Annotated in this window: 21 protein-coding genes and 1 riboswitch; of the genes, 4 read left to right on the top strand and 17 right to left on the bottom strand. The window is 41.8% G+C overall.

The genetic code is table 11. The annotated features are described in order from the left end of the window. Positions 1-49: 49 nt before the first annotated feature. Positions 50-889 carry an alpha/beta fold hydrolase gene (locus ACR65F_RS08975; RefSeq protein ID WP_440504144.1) on the top strand — a complete coding sequence of 280 codons (840 nt, stop codon included), beginning with the start codon at positions 50-52 and terminating at the stop codon, positions 887-889. An 8-nt stretch (positions 890-897) separates the two neighbouring features. Here ACR65F_RS08975 and ACR65F_RS08970 read toward each other — a convergent pair whose 3' ends face one another. The 5 genes from ACR65F_RS08970 to ACR65F_RS08950 form a co-directional block, all read right to left on the bottom strand. Beyond that, positions 898-1,812 carry an aminoglycoside phosphotransferase family protein gene (locus ACR65F_RS08970; RefSeq protein ID WP_440504143.1) on the bottom strand — a complete coding sequence of 305 codons (915 nt, stop codon included), beginning with the start codon at positions 1,810-1,812 and terminating at the stop codon, positions 898-900. Positions 1,813-1,878: 66 nt separating this feature from the next. After that, complete coding sequence (locus ACR65F_RS08965) at positions 1,879-2,193, bottom strand: DMT family transporter (RefSeq protein ID WP_039041430.1); 315 nt, start codon at positions 2,191-2,193, stop codon at positions 1,879-1,881. After that, positions 2,193-2,534 carry a DMT family transporter gene (locus ACR65F_RS08960; RefSeq protein ID WP_440504142.1) on the bottom strand — a complete coding sequence of 114 codons (342 nt, stop codon included), beginning with the start codon at positions 2,532-2,534 and terminating at the stop codon, positions 2,193-2,195. Before ACR65F_RS08960 ends, ACR65F_RS08965 begins: the two co-directional genes overlap by 1 nt. 60 nt (positions 2,535-2,594) lie before the next feature. Beyond that, positions 2,595-2,691: riboswitch (guanidine-I (ykkC/yxkD leader) on the bottom strand. Positions 2,692-2,821: 130 nt separating this feature from the next. Then, positions 2,822-3,544 (bottom strand): GNAT family N-acetyltransferase, encoded by a 723-nt coding sequence (locus ACR65F_RS08955; protein WP_440504141.1) that lies wholly within the window; start codon positions 3,542-3,544, stop codon positions 2,822-2,824. A gap of 37 nt (positions 3,545-3,581) precedes the next feature. Next, positions 3,582-4,199: an NUDIX hydrolase gene (locus ACR65F_RS08950; protein WP_039041428.1), complete on the bottom strand. Its 618-nt coding sequence runs from the start codon at positions 4,197-4,199 to the stop codon at positions 3,582-3,584. A 251-nt stretch (positions 4,200-4,450) separates the two neighbouring features. Here ACR65F_RS08950 and ACR65F_RS08945 point away from each other — a divergent pair, with 251 nt between their 5' ends. Then, positions 4,451-4,990, top strand: a complete 540-nt coding sequence (locus tag ACR65F_RS08945) for an ECF transporter S component (protein ID WP_440504140.1) — start codon at positions 4,451-4,453, stop codon at positions 4,988-4,990. A gap of 119 nt (positions 4,991-5,109) precedes the next feature. Next, on the top strand, positions 5,110-5,505 hold the full coding sequence (locus ACR65F_RS08940; RefSeq protein WP_039041426.1) for a hypothetical protein: 396 nt from the start codon (positions 5,110-5,112) through the stop codon (positions 5,503-5,505). Positions 5,506-5,551: 46 nt separating this feature from the next. On the opposite strand, the gene ACR65F_RS08935 is transcribed toward ACR65F_RS08940, so the two are convergent. The 10 genes from ACR65F_RS08935 to ACR65F_RS08890 form a co-directional block, all read right to left on the bottom strand. Further along, a complete protein-coding gene (locus ACR65F_RS08935) occupies positions 5,552-6,259 on the bottom strand; it encodes an AAA family ATPase (RefSeq protein ID WP_039041425.1) in 708 nt (235 codons plus the stop codon). A 32-nt stretch (positions 6,260-6,291) separates the two neighbouring features. Beyond that, positions 6,292-6,798, bottom strand: a complete 507-nt coding sequence (locus ACR65F_RS08930; RefSeq protein WP_440504139.1) for a hypothetical protein — start codon at positions 6,796-6,798, stop codon at positions 6,292-6,294. Between the two features lie 120 nt (positions 6,799-6,918). After that, a complete protein-coding gene (locus ACR65F_RS08925; protein WP_440504138.1) occupies positions 6,919-8,553 on the bottom strand; it encodes a hypothetical protein in 1,635 nt (544 codons plus the stop codon). After that, entirely contained in the window at positions 8,546-9,340 is a 795-nt protein-coding gene (locus ACR65F_RS08920; protein ID WP_440504137.1) for an ABC transporter ATP-binding protein, read from the bottom strand. Before ACR65F_RS08920 ends, ACR65F_RS08925 begins: the two co-directional genes overlap by 8 nt. Before the next feature lie 97 nt (positions 9,341-9,437). After that, complete coding sequence (locus ACR65F_RS08915; RefSeq protein WP_440504136.1) at positions 9,438-9,659, bottom strand: hypothetical protein; 222 nt, start codon at positions 9,657-9,659, stop codon at positions 9,438-9,440. A gap of 17 nt (positions 9,660-9,676) precedes the next feature. Then, the gene (locus ACR65F_RS08910; RefSeq protein ID WP_440504135.1) at positions 9,677-10,186 is read right to left on the bottom strand and encodes a YoqH family protein; all 510 of its coding nucleotides are present in this window, start codon (positions 10,184-10,186) and stop codon (positions 9,677-9,679) included. A gap of 123 nt (positions 10,187-10,309) precedes the next feature. After that, positions 10,310-10,819: a methylated-DNA--[protein]-cysteine S-methyltransferase gene (locus ACR65F_RS08905; RefSeq protein ID WP_052245693.1), complete on the bottom strand. Its 510-nt coding sequence runs from the start codon at positions 10,817-10,819 to the stop codon at positions 10,310-10,312. Beyond that, positions 10,782-11,648, bottom strand: coding sequence for a DNA-3-methyladenine glycosylase family protein (locus ACR65F_RS08900; protein WP_369795162.1), 867 nt, complete (start codon positions 11,646-11,648; stop codon positions 10,782-10,784). Before ACR65F_RS08900 ends, ACR65F_RS08905 begins: the two co-directional genes overlap by 38 nt. A gap of 51 nt (positions 11,649-11,699) precedes the next feature. Continuing rightward, positions 11,700-12,227 (bottom strand): bifunctional transcriptional activator/DNA repair enzyme AdaA, encoded by a 528-nt coding sequence (locus ACR65F_RS08895; RefSeq protein ID WP_440504238.1) that lies wholly within the window; start codon positions 12,225-12,227, stop codon positions 11,700-11,702. A 54-nt stretch (positions 12,228-12,281) separates the two neighbouring features. Then, positions 12,282-13,052: an isocitrate lyase/PEP mutase family protein gene (locus ACR65F_RS08890; RefSeq protein WP_440504133.1), complete on the bottom strand. Its 771-nt coding sequence runs from the start codon at positions 13,050-13,052 to the stop codon at positions 12,282-12,284. A gap of 226 nt (positions 13,053-13,278) precedes the next feature. Here ACR65F_RS08890 and ACR65F_RS08885 point away from each other — a divergent pair, with 226 nt between their 5' ends. Further along, positions 13,279-13,608: a DUF3889 domain-containing protein gene (locus ACR65F_RS08885; RefSeq protein ID WP_039041457.1), complete on the top strand. Its 330-nt coding sequence runs from the start codon at positions 13,279-13,281 to the stop codon at positions 13,606-13,608. A gap of 50 nt (positions 13,609-13,658) precedes the next feature. Here ACR65F_RS08885 and ACR65F_RS08880 read toward each other — a convergent pair whose 3' ends face one another. Both ACR65F_RS08880 and ACR65F_RS08875 read right to left on the bottom strand, forming a co-directional pair. Further along, complete coding sequence (locus ACR65F_RS08880) at positions 13,659-14,297, bottom strand: O-methyltransferase (RefSeq protein ID WP_440504131.1); 639 nt, start codon at positions 14,295-14,297, stop codon at positions 13,659-13,661. Beyond that, positions 14,284-14,610, bottom strand: coding sequence for a hypothetical protein (locus ACR65F_RS08875; RefSeq protein ID WP_440504130.1), 327 nt, complete (start codon positions 14,608-14,610; stop codon positions 14,284-14,286). Before ACR65F_RS08875 ends, ACR65F_RS08880 begins: the two co-directional genes overlap by 14 nt. Between the last annotated feature and the right edge of the window lie 211 nt (positions 14,611-14,821).

The following is a 14,821-nucleotide window of genomic DNA, read 5'->3' as shown; positions in this document are numbered from 1 at the left end:
AGTCGTCGTGTAAAGTGATGTAAGTACTCAGGAGAAAGGATTGAGAACTATGTGGAAGCAACAAATTATTACGACAGAACGCGGTGATTTCGAGCTATTCACGAAAGGAAGCGGTCAGCCCCTTTGCGTCACTCACTTATATAGCGAATTCAATAAGAATGGCAACCTATTTGCGAATATCTTTACAAAGAGTGCGACAGTATATCTTGTGAATTTGCGCGGTTGTGGAAACTCTTCGCCACAAAGTGAAGACTATACGTTAGGAATGGACGATGCAGTAAAAGACTTGGAAGCAATACGCAAGTCTCTATCCATAGAAAAATGGATTTTCGCAGGTCACTCTACTGGTGGAATGCTCGCATTAAAGTATGCCACGCAATTCCCGGAAAGTTTAGTGAAAATTATTGCTGGTGGCTTATGCGCTTCGTCAGACTATATGAAAGACAAGGGGAGTATATATTGTTCCCAAAATCCAAATAACACCCGCTTACTTGAAATATTATCCATCCTTAAAGACACTACATCCACATTAGATCAACGACGTGCTGTCGGGAAAGAGTGGTCACTCATGTCCCTCTATAACGAGGACACATATGATGAAATGCTTAGAAGACCAAACAGCGGAAAGACGGTACCTGCACGCTTAGATTACTTCTCCTATGAAGAACTGCCAACGTATGATATAAGAGCTGCACTTACGGATGTTTACGTTGAGGCTCTTATCTATTCGGGTCGTTATGATGCTCAATGTCCTCACCATTTTTCCAAAGAAGCGGCAGAACTGATGCCCAATGCCACGATGACCACGTTTGAATATAGTAATCACTTTCCCTTCATAGAAGAAGAAAAGGAATTTGAGAGATTTGTTCAAGATGAAGTATTTTCATAAAACGCGCTTCAACGAATAGTTTCCTCCAAAAACTCATTAAACCAATGAGCACACTGCAACCTTACGATCCAATCCGGATGCTTATCTTCAACGAACCAGCAAGCATAGAGCATTGACATTGCAATTGCCGCCTTTAATACACGCTTCTTATCGAGTACAAGCAATTCGCAGATTCGTTCAACCCGGTAACGTAGGAGCGCTTTTGGATCAGGCTTTTCCATCAAATGATTCAACATGAATTGCACGAGGTCGAAGCAAGGATCACCTCCAACTCCCTTTGGGTCAATCGCGAGCCAACCTCTCTCTTGACTGTATAAAATATTCTCGTGATGTAAATCACCATGCAGCAAACCGAGAGTTTCGGTAGTCTCCTGCAATTCGCGGAAGTAACAAAGTGCCTGCTGAACCCTCTCGTTCGGCAGGTCTCCATCTTTATACCGATGCTGCTTTTGGTATTCTTCCAGGGATACTGCCCAATCCGTAATGAGCGGTAACTCACAGTCCTCTGGCAAATCACAGCGAAGTTTCTTCCATACACTTATGAATTCCTGGACAACTGCCTCTTCGTCAGAAAGATCACATAGCATCTGCCCAGGAATAAGCTTTTCCAATAACATAGCTCCACTTTCCCGATTCTCATTCACCAATCGTGCACATCCATGGCCATTGTAGATCCTGAGAGTTTCCATCTCGTTACAGTAGTCCATATCTGGCACTCCTAGTTTTAACATGTAAGGAGTTCGTCGGGAGTCTACCACGTTCGTCACATAGTTATAAGAGAGATTGTGAATCGGTTGCTCAATCGTCAATCCCCAGTGTTTCGCAAAGTAGTTCACTCGCTCTTCCAACGATGCAAGCCACACCTCTCCCTCTGTTCCAAAACTATTTAGTACTCTCTGTTCAAACTCAATGGGTAGCTTCATACACGTCTCCCCTTTCCCTTTAATCGAGCTAGTAGTTGATAGACTTCCGCCTGTAACTCTACTCTATCAAGACACCAGCTTTAATCCCACTGCCGCCGCTAATACCATTCCGATGAACAATAGACGCTTCCACTCTTTCGACTCCCCGTAAACGAGCATTCCTAATAACGCCCCACCGGATGCTCCGATTCCTGTCCAAACGGCGTAGGCAGTACCCATCGGCAACGTTTCCATGGCATTTGCTAAAAATAGAAAACTCGCACCAAATCCTGCCACTAACAGAACGACTGCCTGCCAATTCCGATCCTTGTGTAGCTTACTGATCATTAACACACCAAACATTTCAAACAACCCTGCCACCACCAATGAAACCCACGCCATTATGATTCCACTCCTTCTGGTTCAGCGTCAGGAGTCACTACTTTCAAACCGATCACTCCTGCTAACAACACCATAATTAAGATCATCTTCACAATTTTAAATGGTTCTCCAAAAAATACGATATCTGAAAAGACTGTTCCTGCAGTACCAAGGCCAACAAAAACGGCATATACCGTTCCGACAGGTAGTTTTTTTCCTGCCATAATCATCATATAAAAGCTGATGACGATGGCAATAACTGTCCCAGTCCACTCTAAAACTCCATCCGCATGCTTTAACCCGACTACCCAAAACACTTCAAATACCGCTGCAATGACGACTTTAATCCAATTTGCATTCAAGTCAATGACACCTCCATATTTTTCAACAGACAAAAAGCCCGAGAGATACTGAAAACAGTAATCTCCCAGGCTTTTATCCTTCCGTGACACAGCAATGCTGTGAGTTTTCTCTCGGTCCAGACTAACAGTTCGTTACGGAACCCTAGAAAACATTGATATACAATTAAGTCTCATTATACTTACTCAACAAGTTTTTTCAAGTATTGCACTCTTATCCGTTAAGGGAAATAAGTTCATAGCTAGGCATATCCAACTTCGTTACGTATTCTTCTTGGTCAACCAATTTTTCAATCAGTACTCTGTCGATCGATCCGATAAATTCCTTTGCGATCTCTCAACACACAACCGTTTTTCTCGAATACACGTATCATTGCATCATTCGCAGCATCCGTACTCCCTACATAGTACGTTGCCCCGAATTCTTTTAAAGCGTCAAGGGTATGTTGGTGACAGACTGTTCCCATCCCCTTGCCTCGCCATTCAGGTAAAATACCAAAGTAGAATAGCCTACCTTCATCCATCGTACCCGATTCAATATGCGGAATGCTGATGCCAACTGGCTCGCCTTCTTTTTGGAAAATCATGCAATGAGATCTCCAATTCGGACCTAGTTCCAGTTCAAAAGACTCCATGATTTGCTCAATTGTAAACAGCTTGTTTTTATTGGCAGAGCCACTACGACATTGCTCATATAAGTTTGCAAAAGTTTCTTCGCTCATTTCACAGGCGGCTAATACAATTGAAGAAACATCCGATTTTTGAATATGGATTGTATTTAAATCAAGGGTGTATTCGACGATTACAGATACCTTATGAAATCCTTTTTTAAGCAACCATGTCTCGTAGGTCTCATCCATCAATAATGATAGGTAGTCCACTTCCTGGTGATTCCAGTCTTTCAAAAGCTCATTGAAAGCTACTTCATAGTCGTGTTCACTTACCTGGGCTTGTTTCACCTGGTCTACTAACCAATACTCTTTTTCTTTCTTAATGGTGCTGAACAGTTCCATCTCTACCCCTTCTTTCTGCTAAACGTGTTTTCATGTCCTAGTCAATCCATGTTTCTTTATAAGGATTGCGATTGAATTCAAAAAGGATATGTATCTGTTCTGCTGTATTGCGCTTCACAGAAAGTTCCGGGAGATTGTTTTCAGTGAAGAACCCGATTTCCGCTGTCTCAATTCCAGTGATAGGTTGTCCCCCAATAATCTCGCATTGAACGAAGACTTTATAATAGTGAAACGCTTGGGGTATCGGTGAGTACTGGTTCATATCCATCAACGCCACTAATTTTTTCGGTTGAACTACGTATCCTGACTCTTCTCGTATTTCTTTCATCACATTTTCTGCAGCAGACAAGCCGATTTCACAAAAACCACCTGGCAATGCCCATTTGTTGTCGTGTGTTTCTTTCACAAGTAAGATTTGATCGTCTTGAAACACTACTCCCCTAACATCTATCTTTGGCGTCGGATATCCCTTCTCCTCTTTAAAAAGGTCTTGAATATTTTGCATTTCAGATTTTGAATGAGACGCCATAATTTCCGCACTAATTGTCCGCAATTCCTCATAGCGTTCCCGATCGAATGCATCGCTTGAAAAAGTCAGTCCTGCCTGTGAAATCGATTGTATTCGTTGTGCCCATTCCAACCATTTGTAGCTCATCTCATTACCTCCTATTTGAGCTGTCTGTCTTAATACTTATCTTGGAATCAATGATAGATTACTCCGCCATTTCTTACCACTAATCGAATGTAAAGAGAGTAGACTAAATCAGTTCGTTCATTCTAGAGGTACACCTTCTATAATCTAACCCTTTCGATTCGTTCAAAAGTGAACCTTTCCATTAGACCAGTCCTTTGCTAAAGTTTAGCAATACTGCAACAAACGCAGAAATGATGAAGGGGTCATGAACAATGAAAGCTGTTGCTACAACTACTAAAACGAAGTCTAGTACGTTTGACATGATTTTATCCGCTATGGGAATTGCACTTGTATTTGTTGCTACACTCTTATTAAATATTAAATTGCCGATTACAGCCAATGGAGGTCTGGTGCATCTTGGTACAGGGATGCTCTTTATCTTCTCGATTCTGTTTGGTCCTAAAAAGGGCGCCATTGCCGGAGCGTTCGGAATTGGCCTGTTCGACTTAGTCTCAGGATGGACTCTATGGGCGCCAATCAGCCTGGTGGCTCGTGGTTTGCAAGGATACGTCGTAGGAAAGATTGCGTGGTCGAATGGGCGTAAAGGAAATAGTACGACGTTTAACGTAATCGCTATGACCGTTTCTGTGCCTGTGATGCTTGTTGGATATTATATAGGAGAAAGTATTCTCTTCAAAAGCTTGGCGGTTCCACTCGCTTCAATCCCGGGGAACCTTGTCCAAAATGCTGTCGGAATCGCTGTTGCCATTCCAGTTTGTGTCCTACTTAAGAAAGTTGCAGTGTTCAAGTAATGCATTACAAGCCAAGTTCCGATCTAATCGAAGTTTGGCTTTTTAAATTGGGAACGATGGGAACCTTATGACATCACTAACGTATAAGTAGAAACAATTTGTGAAGGAAGGTTTTCTATTTGAAGAAAATGCGCAGATGGGACCTGACGTATGTTGTACTAATTTTATTAATTGGATTTAGCTTATATAGCTCAATGCATCACCCCATGGAGTATGAACTTGTAGATCCTTCTAAACTGCCTGATCATGTGCAGCGCGGTCTGAAGGAGTTACCAAATCATGATGCATTTAGTACATACCGACACGGAGACCATACGTATATCGTGTATCACTTAAATGAGCCGAACGCATACAGCTCACTCGATCTCAAAGCACATAAAAGGTTCAGTCAACCAATTATTACAGCCACCATCACTCATGCCGTTGACGATCCCCTCGTAGAGAGTGCAAAAGCCATCAAATTAAAAGATCTTAGTGAAAAGGGATTTGAATTTCAAGTAGTAGATAAACGCTGAGTGAATAAAAAAAGGAATTCAAAGATGAATCACACCTCAACATACATCATTCTTCAAATAACTCTTTTAAAAACTTTTCTCTATGATCTAAGAAATATTTCGTCACTTGAACATGATGAGTCTGCTCATAGTCAATTGCTTGGATTGCCCCTCCATCGAAGCTTAGAATAGATGCCCCTGGATAGCCAAGCAAAATAGGAGAATGCGTGGCAATGATGAATTGACAGTTTTCCTCTTCTACAAGCTCATGGATAATCCGCAAAAACGTTAATTGGCGCTGAGGGGATAATGCCGCTTCTGGTTCATCCAACAAATACAGCGCTCTGCCGTCAAAACGATTTAGGAATAGGGACATAAACGATTCCCCGTGCGATTGATGGTGCAAGGACTTTCCACCATATGCATCATAAGAACCCATTTGGTCCACATGGGATGCAAACTGATAAAACGATTCGGCTCTCAGAAAAAATCCATTCGTCACTTTCGGCATCCATGATAGTCGCAAGTAATCCGAAAGATCACTCCCAGCTGCGTCCACTTCATACTGATTGTTACGCCCACCACCCGCAGTATTAAAGCCGCACACGTCCGCAATCCCTTCAAGTAACGTTGACTTCCCTGATCCATTTTCTCCAACAAGATAAGTAACAGGGTGCGTTAACTCTAGTTCAGTCAACGACTGCACAACCGGTATGTTGAAAGGATATCCCTTTTTCCGTTCTTCATTTAGAAGCGTAACCTTGTTTAAAAACACGCAATTCCTCCTTTCCATTGGTGATAGCCACATTAAATATTTGGAATGAAAAACATGGTAATGAGCAGGACAAGCACGGTGCAGTTCGCCGAATAGACGATTAAGTCTTCCGACGTTCTCACCTTACCGTAGCGCTGAACTACCGATAAGACAAATAGATACATTAGAGTTAAAAAGTATAATAGGACTACATCGATCTTCCGTTGCTGATCTTGAGTGATCGATGAAAATACCGTGAGTCCCAAAACAACAAATCCAATTATCGAAAGTACTAATACTACTCCTAAGATAGCAGGAAGAACCCTCCAGATTTTATGCGTGAAAAACTGCGTATTCTTACGGTCTTGCCAGTACAATACTGCTGCCATACTCCAAACCGTAACAATGATGCAGACAAATGTAATCGCAATGGAAGGGTTCATCCAACTCGGTAGACTTTCAAGCCACTCATGAATTGAAATTATGTAAAAATGCTTGCTTACCAAGCCTGCAATCACCACACACAGTACCCCTAATTGATAGCCTGTCCACTTCGACAAGTGATTCACCCCTTTTCCCCTTATTACGAAAGAAAATCGGAAAAGTTTCGGTGCACGTTAGATTCTTCTTGGAATCCCCAAAATAGACCTACCCAGCTTAATTAGCCAGGTAGGTCCATGTTACATATATGCTGTCTTTCGCTTAATCGGAAGAAGCACCTTCCAACCAACTAGACATCCAACTACAATCACGACTAAGTAAATCGGAGTTCCATATGGAATCTTTGACATCAGGATATGGACTCCTACGAAAACTCCGATGAGCAGCATGAGGATAATCTGCTTTGCTGTTCCCGATTGAACAGACTCACCCATTGGAAGTGAAAACGGGAATGTACCTTTTGCCCCTATTGCATAGCAGATGACTGCATACAGGACAGCTGAAAACAGTACGATAACGAGATCAGGAACAATGCGCCAACCGAAGAAAACCGTGAATATAATGGCCTGCAGGAGATACACCGGTAAAAACAACTGCGCTAGACTCGCTTTTAAAGCGGCTCGTTTCACACGCGATACGTTTGTTATCGGAGCGACCGCATAGATCCATGCCCCTTTGAATTTACTTGAATAACTCAGCATCACTGCAAGTGGACCAATGATGAGAAATCCAAAGTAAATCATGAAATACATATTGGAGGTTATCATGTCTTCCCACGTTCCATCTGATAAAAAGATATATAAAAAGAGGAATGGTGCGACAAAGCCAATACCTAACGATGGATACACTTTCAGTTTAAAATCGCGTTCACGCTTCATCAGTTGCCACGAAAACCTGAAGCTTGCACGCTCTTCACTATTTCTGCAGAGCACCCTCTCCCAGAATTTCATCATCACAGCGTGTTTTTGTTTTCCGCCTCTTGCTTCTGACATTAGCTTCTGAAGGTCACGTTCAAACAACGGCATTTTACGAATGTACATCCAAATCGCAAAAATGGGAATGATTAAGGCAGCAATTGAGAGTACAATAAGCGGTTTGCTTGTATTGCCCCCTAGCAACCATTCAAAAGGTGCTGCAAACCATAGTGGCGGAATCAGGAAATGCCACCAGCTGAACTCATACGAAACGGTTAGACCTACGAACTCAAACGAGCGCATCAAAACTTGATACCCTACAAAAACACCGACTGACAATAGGATTTGTACGTAATTGATCATATCTTTCAGTCGTTCACCATCGAATACGCGTAGCATCACCATGTATGTGATCGCAGTAAGTGCAATAATGAGCAGCATCAGAAAAATCATCATTACAAGGAACAATAAGAAGAACGAAATCCCTTTGGATACAAGGATTACGATGGAAGGGATACCGAGTAATGATAACGCGATCAGTGTCATGTATATACTGACATGAACGAGCTTGGCAGCATTCAGCGTTCGATCATCCACCGGAACAGCAGCGAGCAGAATACGATCCCTTACATCCAGTAGCACGCTAGAAAAGTCCGCAATAAGTGACGTCATAATCATGAACATCGCAATTCCGAATACAATTCCCATCTGGAGCATCACACTGTCGCCAAAGAATAGGAAAGGAATTGTTGCTAGCCCGTATAGCACATACAATCCAAGTGATTTTAGAAACTGGTTGCCTTCTTTCAGTTTCGTTTGTGAAAACACAACAGGGATGCGCCGTTCATCCATTGTCAGTTTTAGCCCGACAATTGTCCGCATGGAAGGATAGTCAATCCCAAACGCTTGGAAGAGCCCCTTAAACACATCCATTACACGTAACGAACGGAAGTTATCCATCCGTTTCACCACCCGTTACGAGTTCTACAAAACGCCTCGCTGTTTGCTGATGTTCGTTAAAACCTGTCAGCTGATTAAATAGCATTTCCAGAGATCCTGCTTCACCTTGACCTTTTAATTCATCAAATGACCCATCGGCTGCAATTTTCCCGTTGTATAAAAGCACAATTCGATTACTGATTTTCTCTACGACATCCATTATGTGTGAGGAGTAAAAAATCGTTTTTCCACTCGCAGCAAGCATTGCCAAAATATCTTTGACGACCATGACGCTATTGGCGTCGAGTCCACTCAAGGGTTCATCTAAAAATAAAATATCTGGATCATGAAGTAAACTTGAGATGATCAGCACCTTCTGCTTCATGCCTTTGGAGAAGGATGAAATCCGAGTATGTAGGACGTCTTCGAGTCCAAGTTCAGTCATGAGTTGCTCGGCTTTGTGTTCCACCGTTGCTCTTTTCATCCCATATAGTTCTCCCACGAACGTCAAATATTCCATAGGTGTCAGCGTATCGTAGATCTCTGCATTCTCCGGCACGTAACCTATCCTACGTTTAACGTCCTGGTCTTCGTTTCGTAAATCGTTTCCAAAGATCTCGACCGTCCCTTTGTAATCTTGAATCAGTCCAAGTAAAATTTTCAACGTTGTACTTTTCCCAGCACCATTCGGTCCGATGTAGCCGATGATCTGCCCTCTAAAGACATCCAACGAAATTCCGTCCAAAACACGTTTACCAGGGTATTCCATCGTAAGGTCCCGCAGTGAAATAATTGGATCTGTTTGCATTTGGCATTTCCCCCAAACCGCTCTATTTACTCAAGCGTAACAAGATGTAAGGGAAATTCCAATTGTTTTTTGAATAATAGGGAATATAGAGATAGTTTTAAGAGGGAGTTTGGTGGGAGTGGGTGGGTTGAACGTGGAAACGGGCGGGTTGACCGCGGGAACGGGCGGGTTGACCACGGAATCGATCGGGTCGACCGCGGAATCGATTGGGTTGCTCACGGGAACGAGCGGGTTGCACTCCGAAACGATCGGGTTGACCGCGGGAACGAGCGGGTCGCCCCCCGAAACGAGCGAGTTGACCCCCAGATGAGCCGATCAAGCATCCTATTAAATAAATCAGTTACAGTTGCTAATAGTGTTAGTTAGAACACTAGGACCAAGCTTATCTGTTTTGGTATTCGAGAGACGTACTTGTACTACCGCGTTTTTCATGTCCGCGGTGATCAAGTCAAATCGGCCAGCCCAACTTGGACTATATTCCTCCGGGGTGGGATAAAGCTTGAACCGCCAGCTGATTTCTTCCGGTATATACGCAAATCCTTCATAGCTATCGTAATCGCCATAAGAAGAAGGTTCAGGGAGATGTACAGCAAGGATACTGATATTCGTTCGTGCAAAACTAGGTGGATTTAATTGCACTTTGTATACTAATGCTACACCTTTCGCGTTCTTAAGTTTTTTATCAACTGGCTCCAAAACCAGACTGCATGGCTCTTTAATTCCATTGGATGACTTGTCTTTTTCTCCTATCAACGCCTGTACCTCTGGTGGTTTTTCAAAAGTTACAACGAAAATAGCCATTAAACTGAACATCAGCATCAAAAACACCAAGTGGCCAGCTTTCATCTAATTACACCTACCTCATTTTTAGAGGTAGTATTTCCTTTTAACTTTATGATATGCGCGTGAAATCAAACCTGGCTACCGCACGAATCCCATCAAACAGGCACATCTCACGGCACACTAAAATCATTGCTTATATTTTTGTTCATGGGCAAGCAGCCATTCTTTCCGCCACAAGCCACCTGCGTATCCAGTCAACGTTCCGTTCGATCCGATAATTCGATGACAAGGAATGATAATGCTCAGTTTGTTTTTTCCATTAGCCGTACCCACTGCGCGCACTGCTTTTTCGTTGCCGATCGAACAGGCGATATCTCGATAAGACGCGGTTTGTGCGTAAGGAATATCCGTTAGTGCTTGCCAAACGTTTCGTCTGAATTCGGTTCCCTCATTCATATAAGGAACCGTAAATTCTTTACGCGTTCCGTTAAAGTATTCATCCAGCTCGTTGTAGCAGTCTTTGACTACTTGAAAGGTTGAATCTGTTAGCCTTTTCCTGACAACGTCGGAATCTGTAAATAAAATCGAAACAATCGCTTCCTCAGTTCCCACTATTTCAATTACACCAAGTGGCGATTGATACTCCACTTTATCCGTGTCAGTCAGACAATGATTGCCATAGATAGAATGTTGCATACGCTTCATAACCTCCCCAATTCTTCGAAACTTCCTTGATTTCCTCTACAGTTGGCTTACGTTCAAGTTTCAGCTCGCGTTTTAGTGCATTTTGAAGACCGACATCAGCAATAGGAAACGCAGAGGCATGATGCAAGCATTTCATCATTACATAGTTTGCACTCCAAGCTCCAATCCCTCGCAGACTCAGTAACGTCTCTGTCATTTGCTGAACGCCTTGCTGAAGTAACATCTGTTTTGTTAATTGACCATTCGCTATAGCCTTTGCGATGTCAATAATATATTCGGCCTTTCTTCTTGTAAATTGAAGGTCAATCAGTTGCTGTACTTGTAAGTTTGAGATGACGTCTGGTGAGGGAAATAGCCAATATGTGATCCCCTCAAAAGACAAACTTTCACCAAATCGTTCTACAAAACGCTTCTTCAACGTATATGCAAATGCTAAATTGATCTGCTGACCGATAATAGCCCAGGTAAGTGCTTCAAACAAGTCTGGAATCCCTATGATTCTTAACCCAAAATGAGTCGGCACAATTTCCTGTAATACCTTATCTTCTATCGACAACAAATAAAAATCACGTAAGTCACGATCCAGATCAAACCATTCCCTGATATAAGCTACAACTGCTCCTTGAACATTCTTGTTGTGTACATTAAGTAGTAAATGTACTAAAAGGACATGGGATTGGTAGCTGATTTTACACAACACAAATTCCTGATCGATCTTAATCAGTTTATATAAAAAGCTATCTCTAACTTGGTGCATCACTTCTTGCTCAGACCTCGTTAAAAACACTAAACATTGTTGGAAATCAAATTCGTTAGGCAGTGAAATTTTTATAATTGACTGTTGTATAGTCTGATTTATATTAACCGCTCCTTACTGTTCTTGCCGACGGTACTCACTTGGAGAACAATTAGTTACCTTGCGAAATGATTTGTAGAAACTCGACGGACTCTGAAAACCGACATCATAACAAATTTCTAAAGTCTTTAGATCTGTATGAACCAGTAGATGGGCCGCTTTATCCACTCTGATTTTTTCCAAATAGGTGCGTGGTGTCTCTGCGGTTTCTTGTTGAAATAATCGTTCAAGATGAAAAGGACTAATTCCTACATGATCAGCAATATTTTGTAACGTCAACTTTTGTTTATAATGATTGACTAAAAAAGCAGTTACGTTTTTAATGAGCTCTGTGTGAGGAGAATGCTCAACTTCTGGTTTGCATCTTTTACAAGCTCGAAATCCGGCTGCTTCAACTTCCTTGATGTCATGGTAAAACGTTACATTTATTTTTTTGGGCTTTCTTGATTTACAGGAAGGCCTGCAGTAAATTTTAGTTGTCTTTACAGCAGTAAAAAATAGCCCGTCGTAAGTTTGATCACAAGATATAATTTTTTCCCACATTTCGTCAAAAGAAAGATTACTCTGTATCACTTTTGAATCCCCCCACTTCTTGCATTAGTGCTTATATAACAATTCTGTATCCATACCTTTTACTAACTGCGTTGCATTCTTTTCGATAGATGCAATGACTTGGTCTGAGAACGCATTCCCGAAACTAAATCGTGTTACACCGATTTCTTTCAGTTTCTCACAATTCGTCAATCCGGGTACAGATAATACATTCAAAGACACCTTTACGGTACTTGAGACTTCTTTGATTTCATCTTCATTTACTAAACCTGGCACAAATATTCCACTAGCTCCACTTTCTACGTAAGCCGTTGCCCGTTCAATCGTCTCTGATATGGCCATATTCCTTTGTAAATGGGTATCTGTTCGCGCATTAATAAAAAAGTTTTTGAAACCATTTTGATCGAGTGCTGTCCTCATTTTAGTTAAAAGTCGACAGTGATCTTTAATTTCTCTTAAGCCGTTTTTTGTTTTCAATGAATCCTCTAGATTAATGCCTGCTACCCCTACATTTGCCGTCTGTAATACATGCTGAATAATGGTATCCTCCGCTTCGCTATATCCTGCTTCAATATCTGCAGAGACTGGGACATTAACATTTTCTGTAATCGCTTGGATAATCGCTAAATGTTTTTCAAAGGGAATACGTTCTCCATCTGGAAATCCCAACGTATTTGCAATCCCCCAACTTGTGGTCCCAATTGCTTTAAATCCTGCCTTCTCAAGAAGTAAAGCCGATAAAAGATCCCATGCATTTCCTAAGAACAAGAGATCGGACGATGTATGAAGTTCGTTGAATTCTTGAATTTTACTCATGCTATTTCCCCCTAGTTGTGATGAGACTTATTTTACTAGGTGTGTTTAATCAATTCGTCTTCAATCTTGCTCTTATGGTCTACAGACAAAAAAAGAAAAACGTAGCGTCCGTAACTTCTTCCTAACAACGATGCAACATGGTTTGTTTGCCGGGAACTTCATTATTCCTAAAGTATAAAACAAACAAAAAAACGCACCCTACTCAAAAAAGGAGTGATGCGTTTTGATGATTAAAATTGCGATTGCTATCGGACTTTTCATCGTCTCTTATTCACCTCGTGCACCAATTGCTGAGGTGGTACAGGAAGATGCTCCTGCCTATGCTAAGTGGTCGAGACTAGCCATTAAGCAAACCCAATCAGAGTATCCGAAAGCCAGTATTATTGACTACTTATATATGGGAAGCGCCGCGAATAACGGCTCCACTGTTGCCACGTTCCGCCTCTGGTTGCGTGAAGGGAAACGAGAATACGGAGTTGTCGTTCGAGTGACGTATGTAACGGAAACTGAAAAACTGGAGAGTGTAAAGTTTCACGAGATCGTACCGCCTGGATGAAGTCAGAAGGAATAAATTTCTCTTTTCAGTTTCTATAATTTGAGGCGGGTTTACCCAATGACTCTCGCAACAGTCACCCCATCACCAATTGGAATTAGAAGAGATTCCAGCTGAGGGTGATTGGCTACTGTTTTATTGAAATGCTTCATGAATTCCGTATAGCGTTTTGGTTTTGCATCTGGGTCTGCAATACTGCCACCCGCAAGTACGTTATCCATTACAATCAATGCACCTGGTTCTGCTAATTCCAGGCAGCTGTTCAAGTAGTTTTCGTAGTTTTCTTTGTCCGCGTCTATGAAGAAGAAGTCAAAGCGTTTTTGTTCGTTAATAAGTTCTTCTAACGTGTGTAGGGCGGGACCCGTCCGGTAAGAAACTTGATGACCAAAACCTGCTTTGGATAAATTTTTATGTGCGAGGTTTGCGTACCTTTCTTCTATTTCAAGTGACATTAAAGAACCATCTTCACCGAATCCCCTAGCAAGACATATGCCACTATAGCCGCCTAACGCTCCTATTTCCAGGACTTGTTTTGCACCGGAAATAGACACAAGCATTGTCAAAAGCTTGCCGGACGAAGGGGAAACTGAAATAGATGGCATTCCGTTTTCTTGTATAGAAGTAATTACATTTTCAAGCAACGCATCCTCTTTAGTAAATACTGAGTCGATGTAGTGATTAATCAACTTCACTTGAATTCCTCCCTCTTGTATCTTCTTTAGCAATGACCATCGTTTCGTCCTCTTGAATTTCAAACAGTTGAGTGAATTCGTCCGTCATCATGTCAATTGCCTTCAGTTCTCCGATAAGTACTTGCTGGATAGATTGAAACTCTGGCTGATCCAATTGTTGCTTAATCGTCGCTCGTTTCCTTTTTAGCATTTCAGCAAACGCAATTGCTTTTCCGCGACGAAATGTCTTAGCACCGCCATGATGTCCTCCTCTATGACGTCCCCCTCGTTGTCTTCCCTCTTGATGAAAATCAGCAGATGATTCTTCTTTCATGACATTCACTCCTTCCCATACGATAAATGAATTGTATCACTCATTGTATACAAATGTATACAAACATGAAAACACCTCTAATATAAATCCATTTCAATTGTTCTTTCTGTACATCTTACTTGCCCCGTCTACAGCCTGTCAGCAATTAAAAAACACTAGATGCAGTATTTCTAAAAAGGAAAAAACTCTTGCAGGGAGGCTTCTAGAAGAA

This window comes from Sporosarcina sp. SAFN-010 (genome assembly GCF_059415065.1).
Note: the sequence above shows the minus strand (reverse complement) of the source record. Positions and strands in the feature narration are given on the sequence as shown.

Bases quoted from the DNA above. Each gene is read 5' to 3' on its own strand.
- ACR65F_RS08950 (WP_039041428.1), bottom strand. From the start codon at position 4,199: ATGAGCTACAAATGGTTGGAATGGGCACAACGAATACAATCGATTTCA.
- ACR65F_RS08905 (WP_052245693.1), bottom strand. From the start codon at position 10,819: ATGCAACATTCTATCTATGGCAATCATTGTCTGACTGACACGGATAAA.
- ACR65F_RS08885 (WP_039041457.1), top strand. From the start codon at position 13,279: ATGATTAAAATTGCGATTGCTATCGGACTTTTCATCGTCTCTTATTCA.
- ACR65F_RS08895 (WP_440504238.1), bottom strand. From the start codon at position 12,227: ATGTGGGAAAAAATTATATCTTGTGATCAAACTTACGACGGGCTATTT.
- ACR65F_RS08975 (WP_440504144.1), top strand. From the start codon at position 50: ATGTGGAAGCAACAAATTATTACGACAGAACGCGGTGATTTCGAGCTA.
- ACR65F_RS08955 (WP_440504141.1), bottom strand. From the start codon at position 3,544: ATGGAACTGTTCAGCACCATTAAGAAAGAAAAAGAGTATTGGTTAGTA.
- ACR65F_RS08920 (WP_440504137.1), bottom strand. From the start codon at position 9,340: ATGCAAACAGATCCAATTATTTCACTGCGGGACCTTACGATGGAATAC.
- ACR65F_RS08945 (WP_440504140.1), top strand. From the start codon at position 4,451: ATGAAAGCTGTTGCTACAACTACTAAAACGAAGTCTAGTACGTTTGAC.
- ACR65F_RS08875 (WP_440504130.1), bottom strand. From the start codon at position 14,610: ATGAAAGAAGAATCATCTGCTGATTTTCATCAAGAGGGAAGACAACGA.
- ACR65F_RS08965 (WP_039041430.1), bottom strand. From the start codon at position 2,193: ATGGCGTGGGTTTCATTGGTGGTGGCAGGGTTGTTTGAAATGTTTGGT.
- ACR65F_RS08925 (WP_440504138.1), bottom strand. From the start codon at position 8,553: ATGGATAACTTCCGTTCGTTACGTGTAATGGATGTGTTTAAGGGGCTC.
- ACR65F_RS08890 (WP_440504133.1), bottom strand. From the start codon at position 13,052: ATGAGTAAAATTCAAGAATTCAACGAACTTCATACATCGTCCGATCTC.
- ACR65F_RS08910 (WP_440504135.1), bottom strand. From the start codon at position 10,186: ATGAAAGCTGGCCACTTGGTGTTTTTGATGCTGATGTTCAGTTTAATG.
- ACR65F_RS08970 (WP_440504143.1), bottom strand. From the start codon at position 1,812: ATGAAGCTACCCATTGAGTTTGAACAGAGAGTACTAAATAGTTTTGGA.